Source organism: Aquirufa sp. 5-AUSEE-100C1 (assembly GCF_054558655.1).
In genome coordinates, this window is record NZ_JBPXKO010000001.1 from 744,405 (window position 1) to 759,520 (window position 15,116).

Consider the following 15,116-nt stretch of genomic DNA (forward strand, 5'->3'; position numbering starts at 1 on the left):
GGAGGTAATTCGAGGCTTAAATTAGGCCCATTTTTGCAATTTTTTCCAAATCCTCTGGGCTATCAATCCCGACTGTCTCGTATTGGGTTTCGATGGTTTGAATCGTGTAAGCATTCTCCAACCAGCGTAATTGTTCGAGGGATTCCGCAAGCTCGAGGGCGGTGGGCTTCAATAGGCTCAATTGACGTAATACGTCTGCCCGATACGCATATAAACCAATGTGCTTGTAAAAGGTATGACGAGTCAACCATTCGCTTTCCTTTATTCCCCGTAGGTATGGAATGGTTTGTCGGGAAAAGTACAACGCTTCCCCCTTCGAATTCACAACCACCTTCGGCGTATTGACCGAAAAAAGGGTGGTTTGATTTTGAATCTTTTTAATCAAGGTTAATATGGGCGCGTTCGTCTGAAATCCCTCTGCTAATTCGAGGAGTTGGGCCGGCTCAATAAAGGGTTCGTCGCCTTGAATATTGACAACATAATCAACTTCCTCACCAATAATTTCAAGTACTTCGGCGCAACGATCCGTTCCTGAAATATGATCTTCCCGAGTCATAATCACCTCAGCCCCAAAGCCTTCTGCCACCTCCTTAATTCTCAAATCGTCCGTCGCAATCACGACACGGAACCAACCATCCAAAGAGCGAACACGTTCATAAGTCCGCTGAATCATCGGCTTTCCTCCGAGATCAACCAAGGGTTTACCGGGAAAACGCGTAGAGGCGAACCGAGCAGGAATGATGGCTAACACTTTTTTATCGTGCATCGTCATAGAACTTAAGTGGTGAAAATTTATCAAATTTGCATATAATTGACGAATCCATACCTGCTCCATGCAAAAAATATTCAATCATCTATTCGCGGAAACCATTTGGAGCATGGGATATTGGGGAACTCCCGATGACGCCAAAATATGGATTGAAACGCGTTCTGCGGATAAAAACACCTGGCATAACCTCGATCTTAAGACCTACCAACTGAATCAATCAAGCCAAATTGAAAGTAATTCACTGCAATGGTTGACGGGATTAAAAGACGGAGGCGTTTTTTTAAAGCTACGTCAAGGTAAAAACCCGGGAATCGAAAGTCTACATACTTATCATTTTCCTTCAGGCACCCTACGTTATTCGATTGATCTTAGCCAATGGACAGCATTGCATGGTGAATATTTAGAATGCGCTCAAGGGATCATTGATCTAAATTCAGGTAAATTCTGTTCCGAAATTACGCCTATTCAAGCAGCCTGGAACATCGAATCCCCACAACACTTTGAGGAAAGCCAACCAGAGTTTATGCCCTTTGCCGCCTTATTTGAAAAAAAATTTGGCGAAAAAATTGGAAAAGGAATCGATTATTGGGAAGGCTCTGATAAGCTGATATTTTCTTATTATATTTACGATAACACTTGGAAAAACAAATTGCGAATTTGCGATTTTGAGTTCCAGACCTTGTTTATAGACACCATCGCAGAAGGAAATCTTATGGGGTATCAAACCTTTCAGCGCTTTGGAAATGCCTTGATTTTTATAAAAGAAAAACGTGAACTTCTCATTTATGCAGACATTTAAAATCACGCTCGTAAGTATTTGCCTCCTATTTATGTTCTGTGCAAAAGCTATGGCATTGCCCATGGATTCGCTCGGCTTAAAGAAGGAGAACAACAAAACCTTTTTGGTATATAAAATCGGCCCCAAACAAACGCTGTTTAGCGTCCTCAAACGCTATAATTTATCACTAACCGAGTTCAAGCAAGTCAATCCTGAAATTAACATTCCTGTAAACTCGGGGGAATTGGTATTTATCCCTTTACACTACTTGGACGAATCCACAAATACCCTAGGTAATGTCAGTAAACCTGTGGAAAAAGCTACCGAACCTGTCGAGGCCCCTAAAAACACCGGTATTCATATCGTTAGCGCCAAACAAAGCTTGTTGACTGTAGCGAACCTATATAAAGTGACCATGGCGGAAATCCGAAAATGGAATAATCTAAGCTCGGATGTCTTAAAAGAGGGTCAACGACTTTTTGTCTCTGCTCCGGCAGCAGTAAACATTGATAAATCCTCCTTGTTGCCTCCCAAAGGGAATGAGGAAAGCAAATCCCCGTCGACTCCCACTGAGCCAACAGACGCCAATGGCATGCGCAAAACGATCGAAACGGGAATGGCTGAATTAATTGATGTACCTGATAATTCTGGAAAATATTTAGCACTACATAAAACAGCGCCTATTGGGACATTGGTATTGGTCAAAAATTTAGCCAATGGCCAAAATATTTGGGTAAAGGTTATTGGTCGCTTACCTAATTCAGATAGCAAATTGATTATCAAATTATCACCGAAAGCCTTCGAACGCTTAAATGCCGTGGATAAGCGCATCCGTGCTGAAATCAGTTACTTGGTTAAATAATGGCTAAACGAAAAAGACCCATCACGGCAGGAACTATAGCATTTGAGGTATTATTTATTCTCTCCTACCCCTTTATTGCCGCATTCTCCTTAGTGATCACCTTGTCGGTTTGGCTGCTATCCTTACCTTCCCGACTACTAGCATTCTTCGGAAACAAAAAATAATTGATGGAAGCACATGTGAGTCATTTATTGGAATCCAAATTCCAATTTTTCAATCACAAGCGTTTTATTGAACACGATCCCATTCAAATCCCGCATTTGTTTAGTCAAAAACAGGATATTGAAATCATGGGGTTCTGGGTGGCTATGTTGGCCTGGGGCCAGCGAAAAACCATCATCTCCAAAGCCCACGAATTGATCGACTTAATGGACGGAAATCCTTATCAATTCATCATGCAGCATCAAGAAATCGACTTAAAGCGATTTTTACGCTTTAAACACCGGACATTCAATGCTACGGATGCTTTATACTTTATTCAATTTTTTAAGCGGCATTTTACAACGAACGAAAGTTTAGAGTCCGCTTTCTCCAAGATTTATCAAGCCGAAGAAAGTACGGTAGAGCAAGCGATTAACCGATTCTACCAACATTTTTTTGCGGATGAATTTGCTCCTCAACGGACCCAAAAACACATTGCATCACCCGCTAAACATTCCGCATGTAAACGCATCAATATGTTTTTACGTTGGATGGTCAGAAAAGATGATGCGGGCGTTGACTTCGGAATTTGGAATCAGATTAAATCGCATCAATTAGTTTGTCCACTCGATGTACATGCACTTCGAACCGCAGAGAGCTTGCAATTGATTGGACCCGGGCCGACCAACTGGAAGAAGGCCTTGGAATTGACTGATATTTTAAGAGAATTAGACCCTAGTGATCCCGTGAAATACGATTTCGCCTTGTATGGAATGGGAATTGAAGACAAAACGATATGGAAATAATACAGGTTAAAAGCGCTGATCAATCGGCCTATTTCGAAATCATTCCCTCCGTTGGAGGCATGTTAAGCCAATTAAACTGGTCGGGTGATGTGATGAAAATACCCTTTTCATCACAATACCCACTGGCTACCAACCCCTACCATCCGAGTGCTTTATTGAGCCCTTGGGTTAATCGCGTTCGGAATGGGAATTATTCCTTTGAGGGTCGCAATTATCAACTACCCATCAACGAGGAAAATTTAGGAAATGCCATTCATGGACTACTGGCCCGAAAGCCATTTAGCTATCAAACAGAAGGCCCTAAGGCCATTGTTAACTTTGAATACCAAGCCGAGGAAAAGGCCTACCCCTTCCCTTTTGAGACTATTTTGACCTATGAATTCGATGCAAACAATGTCTTTCATATGCAATTCGAGGCAAAAAATACGGGTGAAGGGAACATGCCCTTTGCCTGCGGTTGGCACCCTTATTTCAAATTACCTGAAGGAGAATTAACCGAATGGAACATTCGTTTCGATTCGTTGAGCAAATTTCATTCCGACAGTCAAATGATCCCCTTGCGAGAAGAACCTTACGATGCGAGTCATGGCGTTAATTTGGGCAAGGAGACGTTGGATAACGTGTTTAGATTAAAGCCAATGGATAAGCATCAAACCGTTTTTGAAAGTGGACAATCAATATTAACCATTGAGCAATCGAGTATCGATTTCCCTTTCTTAGTCGTCTTTGCCCCGGAAAAAGAAAATTGCCTAGCAATCGAACCGATGACCGCCAATACGGATGCGTATAACACTGGGGATGGCCTCCGAATTTTGGCCCCGGGTGAAAAATTCCAGTCGACCGTCAAGATTTGGTTTTCAAAAGCCGACAATTCCCTCTAAATAGGACAAAACCTTTTCGTACCTTTGTGCCATGTTGAAAAAAATCCTTGTTTTATTTGCCTTGCTTAGCGTCAGCCTATCCTCGTATTCCGAGGTCGTGGCGGATAGCTTAGCGGCTAAATGGAAAAAGGATTTTAATACAGGGATAAATATCAACCAGTCGAGTTTTAGCGACAACTGGAAAGGAGGAGGTACCAATACATTTGCTATCGGATGGTTCCTTAACCATTCCGCCAAAGTGAACAACAATAACTGGCGATTAAATAGTGATTTAAACTTACAAGTAGGTTTTCTACAAAACCGCACACAAAGCCTACGGAAGAACGTCGACCGAATCTTTTATGAGTTCAAGGCGGGTTATCGAATTAGTCCGAAATGGGATTTTTATGGGTCGACCAACTTCTCATCCCAGTTTTTTCAGGGTTTTGAATATGGCAAAAAGAATAAAGCGGGTGAACCTGTGGACTCATTGGTCTCAAATATTTTTGCACCGGCCTATTTAACCTCATCCATGGGTTTTGAATTCCACCCGGATAAATCATTCTACACCCGAATCGGTGTGGGTAGTCTACGTCAAACCTTTGTATTTGACGAACGTATTTCCAATGCAGGACTTTATGGTTTGGCGAAGCCAGGTGATAATATCCGTAACCAATTCGTATTCCAATACTTAATGAATATCGAGAAGGATATCTTTCAAAATATCAATATGAAGGCACGTTATTCGGCGCTCGTTGATTATTTCCGTATGGGTTATTCGAATGGCATTGTACATCGCTTGGACGCAAATTTCACGATGAAGGTAAACAAATACGTGAGTACAAACCTACAGGCAGTCTTGTTCAAAGATTATGACCAAGATCCCAATTGGCAGTTTTCCCAAATACTATCCATGGGAGTCTTGTATCGCCTAGCTGATTGATCGTTTACGTTGCTGCATTCTTTCATGCAATAACTGAATAATACCATCCTTCAATCCCAAATCAGGGACAAAAATCGATTGACAACCCGCCAATTCCATGGCCGTTAAATAAATAGACGCAGCCGGAACAATGACATCGGCACGGTCGGTATTTAGCCGAAGTTTATTCACTCGATCTTCGTAGGTAAAGGAACTGATGAAGCTAGCAATACGCTTTAATTCAGCTAAATCCATCGTTTTATCCTCGCTAACCTGCGTAGATAAATTGTAAAGTTTACTGATATTTCCACCAGTACCCACCGCAAGCACAGGCCCTTTGATGGATTCCATTTGCAAAGAAATCCATCGTTTCATTTTGTCCCAATCTCCCTCTTTTTCTTTCCCTTCCAATAAACGAACAGAGCCAATTTTAAAGGATTTTGAGGCAAATTTTTCTTGATTTCGGTAAAAGTTTAATTCGGTGGAACCCCCACCCACATCTATATGAAGGTAGTTTTTCTTGGGATTCAAGGATTTTACGACGACATCGTTAATCAACTCGGCCTCGCGTCCACCATCAATAATCTGGATTTTCATGTCCAAGATTTTATGAATACGCGTCACCAATTCCGCGGAATTCGCTGCCTCCCGCATAGCTGAAGTCGCACAGATGGCATAATCCTGCACCTCATGCAAATCCATCAACAGTTTATAGGCATGCAGCAACTTAAATACCCGCACCTCAGATTCCGGAGAAATGACCCCTTCACTAAACACATCATGTCCCAAACGGAGGGCAAAACGTACGTATTCTACACGTTTAAAACTGATCATCCCCTCGTTCTCCAAGACACTGGAAATCTGTAAACGAGCGGCATTGGAACCGATATCAATAGCTGCAAACTTCATTAGATGGCATTTGGTTTGTGTAAATAGAATCCATTGGCACTTGGCTCAAAACTAATCTCCGTGCCTAAAACAAATAATAATTGGCGTTTATCAATCACTACAGGAATCTGACGAATCAGATATTCCTCATCAAATTCGGTTTTTTGATCAAAACCCAAGACATAGGTTCCCCCGCATGTACCGCCTCGCATACCTACGCGTAAAAAGGGCTCGGGCATTTTACCTTGCTCAACTAAGGCAAAAAGATTTTCGTGCGCCGAATCCGAAAAGGTGATGGGAGAATTATTTGACATAAATGCAATGAAAGCCTGCACAAATTTAGTTAAATTTAACCTGCAATAAACCTTTTGGGTATTAACATTTTTTAAGGATTCCGAGGCAATAATTCCCCAAAGATTCGGTTAAAAGATAAATTTAAAAGCATGAACTATTCCATTCTGTGGGCCGACGACGAGATTGACTTATTAACTCCCTATATCCTCTTCTTAGAAAACAAAGGCTATCAAGTCACGGCCGTGAACTCGGGAGCCGATGCGCTGGATTTAGTGAATAAACAAAAATTCGACGTCTTGTTCTTGGATGAAAACATGCCCGGAATGACAGGTTTGGAGGTCCTGATTGCGATCAAACAAATACGCCCTAATCTTCCTGTTATCATGATTACCAAATCAGAGGAGGAAGAACTCATGGAAGATGCGATCGGCTCCAAAATTGCCGATTACCTAATCAAACCTTTGAATCCCAATCAATTACTACTTTCTGTAAAGCGGATTTTCGATAAGAAACGTTTAGAGGAGGAGAAAACGAACTTAAGTTACCAACAAGAATTCAGGGAGCTTTCGATGCGTTACCAGGATCGATTGAACGCGGCAGAATGGGCGGAAATTTATAAGAAATTAACCTATTGGGAATTGGAAATCGACCAGACGGAAAACAAATCCATGTCGGAGGTTTTAATCAGCCAAAAAACGGAAGCCAATGTGCATTTCAGTAAATTCATCGAGAACTCCTATGAATCCTGGTTGCAAAAACCAGATGTGGATACACCTATATTGAGCCATTTGATGATGCGTAAACACGTTTTCCCACGCATCAATGACAAATCCCCACTTTTCTTTATTCTCGTAGATAATTTACGCTACGACCAATGGAAGACCTTGGAACACTACATTCAAGATTATTTCCAAGTGGAGGATGAGAAAACCTATTATTCGATTCTCCCTACCACAACGGCCTATGCCCGTAATTCCATTTTTGCCGGCATGATGCCCATGGAAATCCAGAAGAATTATCCGGATAAATGGGTATTTGATTTAGGGGATTCAGAAGATGAAGAAGGTTATAATCAACATGAAGAGTTTTACCTCAATGAACAATTAAAGCGCCTTCGCATCGATGCCAAGGCCTCTTACCATAAGATTGTTCATCAGTATCAGGGAAAACAATTGGTGGATAATTTCAATCGATTATTGACCAATCAACTCAATGTGGTGGTTTATAATTTTGTTGATATGCTCTCACATGCACGTACCGATATGGCCATGATTAAGGAATTAGCACCGGATGAATCGGCTTACCGAAGCCTAACAGCTAGTTGGTTCCAACATTCACCCCTATTCGATTTCTTAAAGCGTATCGCAGAGAAAAAAGGACGGGTGATCATCACCACCGACCATGGCATGATTCGTGTTCAAAACCCGATTAAAATCATTGGTGATCGAAATACGAACACCAACCTACGCTATAAACAAGGGAAGAATTTAAATTGGGATGCTTCGAGCAAAATGATGGTGTGTCGGAAACCAGAACAATTATTTCTTCCTAAGCCAAACGTGTCAACATCTTATGTTTTTAGCAAAGAGGATTACATGTTTGCCTACCCAAACAACTACAATCAATACGTCAACCATTACCGAAATACGTTTCAGCATGGCGGTATAAGCCTGGAGGAATGTATTATTCCAGTAACATATCTGACAGGAAAGTAATTAAAGAGAGCTTACGGGAACGATCTTACCGCCTTCGCATTTCAAGATTTTTCCTGGAACACGTTGAATCGTATGGTAGTCGTGACTAGCCATGATGATAGCTGTCCCTTGAAGGGTCAATTGTCTAAACAGCTCCAAGATTTCCATACTTACCTCTGGATCGAGGTGACCAGTAGGTTCATCAGCCAAAATCAATACGGGATTGTTCAACAATGCACGTGCAATCGCAATTCGCTGTTGTTCGCCACCCGAAAGTTTGTGAACACGCTTGTGAATGGCATTGGACATACCCACTTGTGCCAAAACTTCTTCAATACGAGATTTGATTTCCGCTTTATCTTGATGACCGGTTGCCTCCAAAACAAAGGCTAAATTTGCCTCAACATTGCGATCGGTCAACAATTGAAAATCTTGAAAAACAAAACCCAACTTACGACGTAAGAAAGGAATTTCTTTATTCTTGATGCTCATTAAATCATAGCCAGCTACCTGTGCACTTCCTGAGTCAATGGCTAATTCACCAAATATGGATTTGAAGAAGGTACTTTTCCCTGAGCCTGACTTACCAATTAAGTAATAAAATTCACCTGCCCCAACTGTTAATGAAACATCTGTCAATGTTGGGATTCCCTCATGAGAAATATGAACATTTTCAAAAGCGAGTACAGACATAATCGTTAATTATTGGTTAGACTTTGCGTGATCAGCTAAGAAGGTGGCTAAACCGCTATCCGTCAGTGGGTGTTTTAATAAAGCTAACATCGCAGACAATGGACCTGTCATGACATCCGCTCCAATTTCGGCACATTTAATAATGTGAATTGGGTGACGTACGGAAGCCGCAAGAATCTGCGTATCAAATTCATAGTTATCGTAAATGACACGGATTTGATCAATCAAATCCATTCCATCAAATGAAATATCGTCTAAACGGCCAATGAAAGGGGAAACATAGGTAGCACCCGCCTTCGCAGCCAAAAGAGCTTGTCCTGCAGAAAAAACCAATGTACAATTGGTCTTAATCCCACGTGATGAGAAATACTTAAGCGCCTTAATTCCGTCCTTAATCATCGGAATCTTAACCACAATTTTGTCATCTAGTTCAGCTAATTCTTCTCCTTCCCGAATCATACCCTCGAAATCCGTCGCGATAACCTCGGCAGAAACATCGCCATCCACTAAATCACAAATCGCTTTGTAATGACGTAAAACGTTATCCTTTCCACTGATGCCTTCTTTAGCCATCAGTGAGGGATTCGTTGTAACACCGTCCAAAACGCCTAAATCTTGTGCTTCTTTGATGTGGGCTAGATTAGCCGTGTCGATAAAAAATTTCATAGGGAAGGATTAAAAAAAAAAGAGCAAAAAAAAATGGCAAATTCACCGCTACGACCAACCTACCTTTGCTTCTTTCACGACCTGGAGGATTCAGCGGGAGCTGGTAATTTGCCGATGCAAAGATGACAAAATCTGTGGTTTTTTCAAAATATATGCCAATATTTTACGAATACCGCTTAACTTTAATTTCAAATTAAGACTATGCGAATTCTTCCCATTATTGCTTGTTGTTTATTCTTCCTCTCCTGCTCTTCCAGCGCCGATTCTTGGCTTGAAGAAGCGAAAAACCGATTAAAAAAAGGGGAAAGTGTTTCAGCCAAGGAAGCTATCAAAAAAGCCTTAGAAGCTAATCCAGGATTAGCTGAAGCCTATAATCTACAGGGAGTCATTGCCTTTCAAGAGAAAAACTGGACAGACGCGCGAAGCAATTACCAGAAAGCGATTGAATTAAAACCCTCCTTATACACGGCCCAATTGAATCTAGGAGCCCTCGAAATGGAACAAGGACTTTGGAAAGAAGCCCTCGCTCCTACTGAAAAAGCCATTCAGTTACAACCCGATTCAAGCGCGAGTTATTTGCAGCGTGGAATTATTCAAGCCGCCCTCGGAAATCCAGGAGCCGCATTACAAGATTTCAGTGTTTGCCTCGATAAAAATCCCAAGGAGATTAATGCTTTGTACAATCGAGGGAATATTTATTTCCAACAAGAAAAATTTGAACAGGCCAACCGGGACTTTGAGGCTAGCGTGAAGATTGACCCCAATTTTGGGAAAGCTTTTTATGCGATGGGATTGAGTTATTTTAAAGTAGGCCAACAAGAAAAAGCTTGTTTTGCGCTCCAACAAGCGAAAAAATTAAAATACCCAGGAGCCAAAGAAGCTGTTGCTAACCTATGTCCATAAATCGATGAAAACGAAACAAGCCCTTACCATCATTGGAATATTTTTTACGATTGTCTTTTTACTTTTTACCTACTGGCAATTGAATGATCCGGACCCCATCTTGTGGGTACCTATCTACGGGTCAACAGCCTATGTGTCGTTTCAAGCATTTCGTGGATTTGTCAATAAGGAATTAGTAGCTGTTTTATTTGTTTTATCGACCATGGCGGGTATTCAATTGTGGGTTGAAATGACTGCATGGGAAGGATTTATGACAGATGGATTAGCTATGAAAACCATGAATCAGGAATTAGCCCGAGAGGCCGTGGGCCTATGGATTGCCTCATTTTCCTTTGCGATTTATTACCTTCTAGAAAAGAAATAAGATGTTAGAACTTGGTTTTGCTTCTGCGATTCTGCCTAATTTAAATTTAGAGCAAGTATTGGATTTTGCACATCGTGCACGCTTTGCTTGCGTCGAAGTGATGTGCTGGCCTTCCCAAAACAGTGACACCCGTCGCTACGCAGGTGTCAGTCATATTGCTGTTGACCAATTGGATTCCTTGGGTCTATTGAATCTAAAAACCTATCTAAAACAGCATCCGGTTAAAATTTCGGCATTGGGTTATTATCCGAATCCGATGGATCCCAACGAAGAGCAGGCAAGCTTTTACCGCGAACATATTAAGAAAGTAATTAAAGCAGCCGCTGCACTGGAAATTCCCGTAGTCAATACATTCATTGGACGCGATTACACCAAAAACATCACTTACAATATCGATAAATTCAAGGACGTTTGGCCGGAAATTATCGCATTAGCCGATTCCCTCAACATCAAAATTGGGATTGAAAATTGTCCCATGTTTTTCACGGATGATGAATGGCCAGGCGGGAAAAATTTAATGACTACGCCAAAAATTTGGGATGAGTTATTCTCCATCATTCCCTCTAAAAACTTTGGCCTGAATTATGATCCATCCCACATGGTTTGGCAGCATATGGATTACCTATACCCTATTTATCACTATGCTGATAAATTACATCACATTCATCTCAAGGATGTGAAAGTATATGCTGATAAGCTCAATCGAGTAGGTATCATGGCAAATCCGTTGCAATACCATTCTCCGAAATTACCCGGACTTGGAGATATTCAATGGGGAAAATTCATTAGCGCATTGCATGATGTACGTTATCGCGGACCGATTGTCATTGAGGTGGAAGACAAAGCTTTTGAAGGTTCTGAAGAGGATGTTCAAAAAGCCATCTATATGGCTCGAAATCACATCAATACATTTTTGCCTTAAGAGGCAGGAATCATACGAACAGTGGCATTAACGTAGGTAGAACGGTAGGTACGAGATCCTGAAAAGATAAATTCAGACTTTAGTAAGCTATTTATATCTCCAACGCCATCCAGCACAAAGTAATTTGTTTCGGAAATCAGCAACTGGCTGTCATTATTGATCAGCTTCCACTTCCCTGACGCCGTATTATTCCCCGTATTATCAATCGCCGTACAGGTACCATCTGCCTTAAATGTTAAGCGAACTTTGGACATATCATATTGAGAACCTTCAGCTGTTCGACCCCGTTGGTATACCGTACCATTTAGGTAACCACTCGCTGTTACCTCTTGAATCATCCAAGTCGTCCGCAATAAAATTTCTGTCTTGGTTTTAGGCTCGAGACTTGATTCTGGTTGGCATGACCAAAAAGTCAAACAAACACAAATTGCACAAAAAAATTGCTTCATAAGCTCAAAATTACAAATACTTAAGCAATAAAAAAGGGGCAATTTATGCCCCCTTCCCGATAAATTAGAAATACCTATTTTGCTGGTTTAGCAAAGATGCTTGGGTCTAATTTCGCGTTCAACTCGACCGCAGAAGTCTCGACTGTCATCATACCGCCCATTGGACTCGCAGTTTCAATTGTGAATGGAAAATACAAACCCTCTACAGCCTTGTAATTAGAGAAATTCACTTCGGTATCGATATCCTGGCCATTCGCCTTTACCTTGCCGGACGTTTTTACAATAAAATAAGTTAATGCGGACACGTAAACTTGTGATTCCTCGCCATTTGATTTTGTTACCTTCAAAAGATAGACATCTGCACCATCTAACTTCTCCTTACTCTCTAATTCGATCTTTGCACCTTCTTTTTGAGCAATTAGCAAGGTAGAACCCACATACTTTTGTGAAGAAGCCATTTTAACTTGGTCAGCTGGCAAACTTTCCGGTGAACCCGTTCCTCCCATCATGGCAGGGCGTAACATCCAACCATTGTCTCCATCAATTGCCGTAATGATTTTATTTCCCATTACCTCAACTTCTGTACGAAATCCTTGACCCACTAAAACGGAGGTTTTGCTTTCAATGTCCATTCCCTGTACATTAAATTTCGTCTTCATCACCAAACTCTTAACCGCAGACCACTTCTCAGGGGATCCCATGGCAGCTTGGTGTTTGCTTAATACTTCTTCAGTTGTCTGTCCGAAAACAATCGTTGAGCTAAACACCAATAAGCCCAAGAATAAAGCACTCCATTTCTTTGTCATATGTATCTTTTATTTTTTCGAAAGGTAGAAAAAAGCCCAATAGCTAGTATCGCCATTAAACACGAAAAACAACCAATTATCTAATTAAAGGCTTTGTTTGGGTATGGAACGCATGATAATTACCCAAGATAGGTAGCCCACGAGCCCTGCAGCGAAAAATGCAGCACCCGGGAAATTATGTTGGTCGGTGGTAAAAAATGCGAACAAATTCGAAGCAAAGAGGGGTCCCAAAATCGTCGTAATGGACTGCAAACTCGTTAATCCTCCTTGTAATTCGCCTTGCTCATTTGGAGCAACTTGCTGAGTAATCAAACTTTGCAGTGCGGGACCCGCCAAACCACCTAATCCAAAAGGAACCATAAAGGCATACATCATCCAAGATTGGGAAGCGAAAGCAAACAGCATGAAGCCGCTGGCCCACAACAATAATCCGTACGATATAGCTCTTCTCTCCCCTATTTTTGGCGTAATGACACGCGTTAAACCTCCTTGTACCACCGCAACAATTAGACCCACAAAAGCTAAGGAATAACCCACCTCCTTAGGAGACCAATTAAACACCTTCATCGTAAAATAGGACCAGGTACTTGGATGTGCCTGACTAGCTAATTGAATACAGAAATAACCTGCAATTAATCCAATGACAAGTGGATGATATTTCGACATGTGTTTCAAGGACCCAAATGGATTTGCACGACGCAAATCAAAGGGTCTGCGATTCTCCAAACTTAATGATTCAGGCAATACAAAATATCCATAGAGTGCATTCACTAAAGTCAATACTGCTGATGCGTAAAATGGTAAGTGAACATTAATATTTCCCAAAGCTCCCCCAATGGCTGGCCCCACAATGAATCCCAAACCAAAGGCCGCACCCACCATACCAAAGTTTTTAGCTCGATTTTCAGCCGTGGAAACATCTGCGATATAGGCTTGCGCCGTCGTAAAACTCGCACCCGTGATTCCAGCTAAAATACGCCCTACAAATAACCAAGTGATATTGGGAGCATTGGCCAACAACAAATAGTCCAGCGAAAAACCGAACAATGAGGCTAAAATGACAGGGCGCCGCCCGAATTGGTCCGACAAACCACCCAAAATCGGAGAAAAGAAAAACTGCATGATCGCATAAGATGCCATTAACCATCCCGAGTATTGTGATGCAGTGCTCAAATCCCCACCTGTAAATCCTCGAATCAACGTCGGCATCATCGGAACGATAATACCAATACCCATCACATCTATCAACAGCGTTACAAAAATAAATCCGATCGCCGCGTCACGTTTTTTCTTCAACATATTCTCTAATTAGAACAGCAATTTACTAAAATTGGTACGCAATTTTACCCTGTAAGAAATCTTTACTGATTTGGGCACACTGTATAGGCGTCTTTGCCTTATCTGGCACGCCATCCAATTCTACAATCGCCCAACCACTAAATTTAATGCGATTCAAGGAAGCAAAGACTGCCATTAAATCGACATTCCCCTGCCCCAGTTCCACAAATTTATAGGATTTGGGATTGGTATCCCCTTTGATCGGACATTCCACATCCTTGATGTGCAAACTGTGAAGCACCTTCTGGTATTTGATAATCGCCTCCGCAGGTTTGCCTCCACCTTGATGATAATGCGCCACATCTAATAAAAGACCTACATATTTCGGATCCATTGCTTGAACCAAAGCATCTACCTCCTCAGGCGTCTCCCCATATTGATTCATGTGATTATGATAGGTTGCCTGTATACCAATCGCCTGCGTCTGCTTACCTATTTCATTCATCGCCGCACCCAAACGCTGCAATTCATCCGCAGTGGGGGGAACATTATTCTTTCTCAAGCTATTTGTCAACTGAATCGACGTACCTCCCAAAGCCTTTACAAATCGAGCATGATTCACATGAATCGCCACATTTGCCTCCATCTTTGCTGGATCTATTTCCACATTTCCACTCGAGAACATCACCAAAGACAGCTTTTTCGCATCCAATAAAGCCTTGATCTCAGCAGGATTATCCTTGTATTTGGCATACGTATTTGCTCGTAACTGAATTCCCGTATATCCTAAAGCAGAAAGCTCCTCAATCGCCTGCTCGTCTTTACCACCCCAAGTGATGGCTGAATATCCCAAGCGATAAGTCTTTTTCTTCGCATTGGGTAAAAAGGCTGCTAAGGCCAATAAAGAATTTTGGGCAATGAATCGACGGCGAGACAACATAGGTAAAATAGGTTAAAGGTTAGAGGTAAGAGTTAAGACCTTTGACGTTAGTCGTTGGAGGTCAGGTATTTAAATAGGTTT

19 protein-coding genes are annotated in these 15,116 nt (G+C 41.6%); 10 read left to right on the plus strand and 9 right to left on the minus strand.

Annotated features, from left to right (window positions below; all coding sequences use genetic code 11):
* Positions 1-16 precede the first annotated feature (16 nt).
* On the minus strand, positions 17-835 hold the full coding sequence (gene kdsB / locus ACMH5P_RS03320) for a 3-deoxy-manno-octulosonate cytidylyltransferase (RefSeq protein WP_459492889.1): 819 nt from the start codon (positions 833-835) through the stop codon (positions 17-19).
* On the opposite strand from kdsB, the gene ACMH5P_RS03325 reads away from it, so the two are divergent.
* From ACMH5P_RS03325 to ACMH5P_RS03350, 6 genes are read left to right on the plus strand one after another with little or no spacing between them, the layout of a single operon-like run.
* Positions 834-1,568, plus strand: coding sequence for a hypothetical protein (locus ACMH5P_RS03325; RefSeq protein ID WP_459492890.1), 735 nt, complete (start codon positions 834-836; stop codon positions 1,566-1,568). The two genes, kdsB and ACMH5P_RS03325, sit on opposite strands and share 2 nt — an antisense overlap.
* Positions 1,555-2,409: a septal ring lytic transglycosylase RlpA family protein gene (locus ACMH5P_RS03330; protein ID WP_459492891.1), complete on the plus strand. Its 855-nt coding sequence runs from the start codon at positions 1,555-1,557 to the stop codon at positions 2,407-2,409. Before ACMH5P_RS03325 ends, ACMH5P_RS03330 begins: the two co-directional genes overlap by 14 nt.
* Positions 2,409-2,573, plus strand: a complete 165-nt coding sequence (locus tag ACMH5P_RS03335) for a hypothetical protein (protein WP_459492892.1) — start codon at positions 2,409-2,411, stop codon at positions 2,571-2,573. The genes ACMH5P_RS03330 and ACMH5P_RS03335 overlap by 1 nt, the downstream gene beginning before the upstream one ends.
* Before the next feature lie 3 nt (positions 2,574-2,576).
* Positions 2,577-3,356: a TIGR02757 family protein gene (locus tag ACMH5P_RS03340; RefSeq protein ID WP_459492996.1), complete on the plus strand. Its 780-nt coding sequence runs from the start codon at positions 2,577-2,579 to the stop codon at positions 3,354-3,356.
* Positions 3,347-4,237 carry an aldose epimerase family protein gene (locus ACMH5P_RS03345; protein WP_459492893.1) on the plus strand — a complete coding sequence of 297 codons (891 nt, stop codon included), beginning with the start codon at positions 3,347-3,349 and terminating at the stop codon, positions 4,235-4,237. The genes ACMH5P_RS03340 and ACMH5P_RS03345 overlap by 10 nt, the downstream gene beginning before the upstream one ends.
* A gap of 31 nt (positions 4,238-4,268) precedes the next feature.
* Complete coding sequence (locus tag ACMH5P_RS03350; RefSeq protein WP_459492894.1) at positions 4,269-5,159, plus strand: DUF3078 domain-containing protein; 891 nt, start codon at positions 4,269-4,271, stop codon at positions 5,157-5,159.
* On the opposite strand, the gene ACMH5P_RS03355 is transcribed toward ACMH5P_RS03350, so the two are convergent.
* Complete coding sequence (locus ACMH5P_RS03355) at positions 5,148-6,047, minus strand: Ppx/GppA phosphatase family protein (protein ID WP_459492895.1); 900 nt, start codon at positions 6,045-6,047, stop codon at positions 5,148-5,150. The two genes, ACMH5P_RS03350 and ACMH5P_RS03355, sit on opposite strands and share 12 nt — an antisense overlap.
* Positions 6,047-6,361, minus strand: a complete 315-nt coding sequence (locus ACMH5P_RS03360) for a HesB/IscA family protein (protein WP_459492896.1) — start codon at positions 6,359-6,361, stop codon at positions 6,047-6,049. The genes ACMH5P_RS03355 and ACMH5P_RS03360 overlap by 1 nt, the downstream gene beginning before the upstream one ends.
* Before the next feature lie 108 nt (positions 6,362-6,469).
* On the opposite strand from ACMH5P_RS03360, the gene porX reads away from it, so the two are divergent.
* Positions 6,470-8,035, plus strand: coding sequence for a T9SS response regulator signal transducer PorX (gene porX, locus ACMH5P_RS03365; RefSeq protein ID WP_459492897.1), 1,566 nt, complete (start codon positions 6,470-6,472; stop codon positions 8,033-8,035).
* On the opposite strand, the gene ACMH5P_RS03370 is transcribed toward porX, so the two are convergent.
* Positions 8,036-8,707 carry a cell division ATP-binding protein FtsE gene (locus tag ACMH5P_RS03370; RefSeq protein WP_459492898.1) on the minus strand — a complete coding sequence of 224 codons (672 nt, stop codon included), beginning with the start codon at positions 8,705-8,707 and terminating at the stop codon, positions 8,036-8,038.
* 9 nt (positions 8,708-8,716) lie between these two features.
* The gene (fsa, locus tag ACMH5P_RS03375) at positions 8,717-9,373 is read right to left on the minus strand and encodes a fructose-6-phosphate aldolase (RefSeq protein WP_459492899.1); all 657 of its coding nucleotides are present in this window, start codon (positions 9,371-9,373) and stop codon (positions 8,717-8,719) included.
* Positions 9,374-9,574: 201 nt separating this feature from the next.
* On the opposite strand from fsa, the gene ACMH5P_RS03380 reads away from it, so the two are divergent.
* From ACMH5P_RS03380 to ACMH5P_RS03390, 3 genes are read left to right on the plus strand one after another with little or no spacing between them, the layout of a single operon-like run.
* Positions 9,575-10,276 (plus strand): tetratricopeptide repeat protein, encoded by a 702-nt coding sequence (locus ACMH5P_RS03380; RefSeq protein WP_459492900.1) that lies wholly within the window; start codon positions 9,575-9,577, stop codon positions 10,274-10,276.
* 4 nt (positions 10,277-10,280) lie between these two features.
* Complete coding sequence (locus tag ACMH5P_RS03385; protein WP_459492901.1) at positions 10,281-10,640, plus strand: transmembrane 220 family protein; 360 nt, start codon at positions 10,281-10,283, stop codon at positions 10,638-10,640.
* 1 nt (position 10,641) lies between these two features.
* Complete coding sequence (locus ACMH5P_RS03390; protein ID WP_459492902.1) at positions 10,642-11,562, plus strand: sugar phosphate isomerase/epimerase family protein; 921 nt, start codon at positions 10,642-10,644, stop codon at positions 11,560-11,562.
* On the opposite strand, the gene ACMH5P_RS03395 is transcribed toward ACMH5P_RS03390, so the two are convergent.
* From ACMH5P_RS03395 to ACMH5P_RS03410, 4 genes are all read right to left on the minus strand, one after another.
* Entirely contained in the window at positions 11,559-12,011 is a 453-nt protein-coding gene (locus ACMH5P_RS03395; protein WP_459492903.1) for a hypothetical protein, read from the minus strand. The genes ACMH5P_RS03390 and ACMH5P_RS03395 overlap by 4 nt on opposite strands.
* Before the next feature lie 74 nt (positions 12,012-12,085).
* Complete coding sequence (locus ACMH5P_RS03400) at positions 12,086-12,817, minus strand: outer membrane lipoprotein-sorting protein (RefSeq protein ID WP_459492904.1); 732 nt, start codon at positions 12,815-12,817, stop codon at positions 12,086-12,088.
* Positions 12,818-12,901: 84 nt separating this feature from the next.
* A complete protein-coding gene (locus ACMH5P_RS03405) occupies positions 12,902-14,116 on the minus strand; it encodes a TCR/Tet family MFS transporter (RefSeq protein ID WP_459492905.1) in 1,215 nt (404 codons plus the stop codon).
* A gap of 25 nt (positions 14,117-14,141) precedes the next feature.
* Positions 14,142-15,035 carry a sugar phosphate isomerase/epimerase family protein gene (locus ACMH5P_RS03410; RefSeq protein ID WP_459492906.1) on the minus strand — a complete coding sequence of 298 codons (894 nt, stop codon included), beginning with the start codon at positions 15,033-15,035 and terminating at the stop codon, positions 14,142-14,144.
* Between the last annotated feature and the right edge of the window lie 81 nt (positions 15,036-15,116).

Coding starts and splice junctions, on each gene's coding strand:
- ACMH5P_RS03325 (WP_459492890.1), top strand. CDS start 834: ATGCAAAAAATATTCAATCATCTATTCGCGGAAACCATTTGGAGCATG.
- kdsB (WP_459492889.1), bottom strand. CDS start 835: ATGGAGCAGGTATGGATTCGTCAATTATATGCAAATTTGATAAATTTT.
- ACMH5P_RS03330 (WP_459492891.1), top strand. CDS start 1,555: ATGCAGACATTTAAAATCACGCTCGTAAGTATTTGCCTCCTATTTATG.
- ACMH5P_RS03335 (WP_459492892.1), top strand. CDS start 2,409: ATGGCTAAACGAAAAAGACCCATCACGGCAGGAACTATAGCATTTGAG.
- ACMH5P_RS03340 (WP_459492996.1), top strand. CDS start 2,577: ATGGAAGCACATGTGAGTCATTTATTGGAATCCAAATTCCAATTTTTC.
- ACMH5P_RS03345 (WP_459492893.1), top strand. CDS start 3,347: ATGGAAATAATACAGGTTAAAAGCGCTGATCAATCGGCCTATTTCGAA.
- ACMH5P_RS03350 (WP_459492894.1), top strand. CDS start 4,269: ATGTTGAAAAAAATCCTTGTTTTATTTGCCTTGCTTAGCGTCAGCCTA.
- ACMH5P_RS03355 (WP_459492895.1), bottom strand. CDS start 6,047: ATGAAGTTTGCAGCTATTGATATCGGTTCCAATGCCGCTCGTTTACAG.
- porX (WP_459492897.1), top strand. CDS start 6,470: ATGAACTATTCCATTCTGTGGGCCGACGACGAGATTGACTTATTAACT.
- ACMH5P_RS03370 (WP_459492898.1), bottom strand. CDS start 8,707: ATGTCTGTACTCGCTTTTGAAAATGTTCATATTTCTCATGAGGGAATC.
- fsa (WP_459492899.1), bottom strand. CDS start 9,373: ATGAAATTTTTTATCGACACGGCTAATCTAGCCCACATCAAAGAAGCA.
- ACMH5P_RS03380 (WP_459492900.1), top strand. CDS start 9,575: ATGCGAATTCTTCCCATTATTGCTTGTTGTTTATTCTTCCTCTCCTGC.
- ACMH5P_RS03385 (WP_459492901.1), top strand. CDS start 10,281: ATGAAAACGAAACAAGCCCTTACCATCATTGGAATATTTTTTACGATT.
- ACMH5P_RS03390 (WP_459492902.1), top strand. CDS start 10,642: ATGTTAGAACTTGGTTTTGCTTCTGCGATTCTGCCTAATTTAAATTTA.
- ACMH5P_RS03395 (WP_459492903.1), bottom strand. CDS start 12,011: ATGAAGCAATTTTTTTGTGCAATTTGTGTTTGTTTGACTTTTTGGTCA.
- ACMH5P_RS03400 (WP_459492904.1), bottom strand. CDS start 12,817: ATGACAAAGAAATGGAGTGCTTTATTCTTGGGCTTATTGGTGTTTAGC.
- ACMH5P_RS03405 (WP_459492905.1), bottom strand. CDS start 14,116: ATGTTGAAGAAAAAACGTGACGCGGCGATCGGATTTATTTTTGTAACG.
- ACMH5P_RS03410 (WP_459492906.1), bottom strand. CDS start 15,035: ATGTTGTCTCGCCGTCGATTCATTGCCCAAAATTCTTTATTGGCCTTA.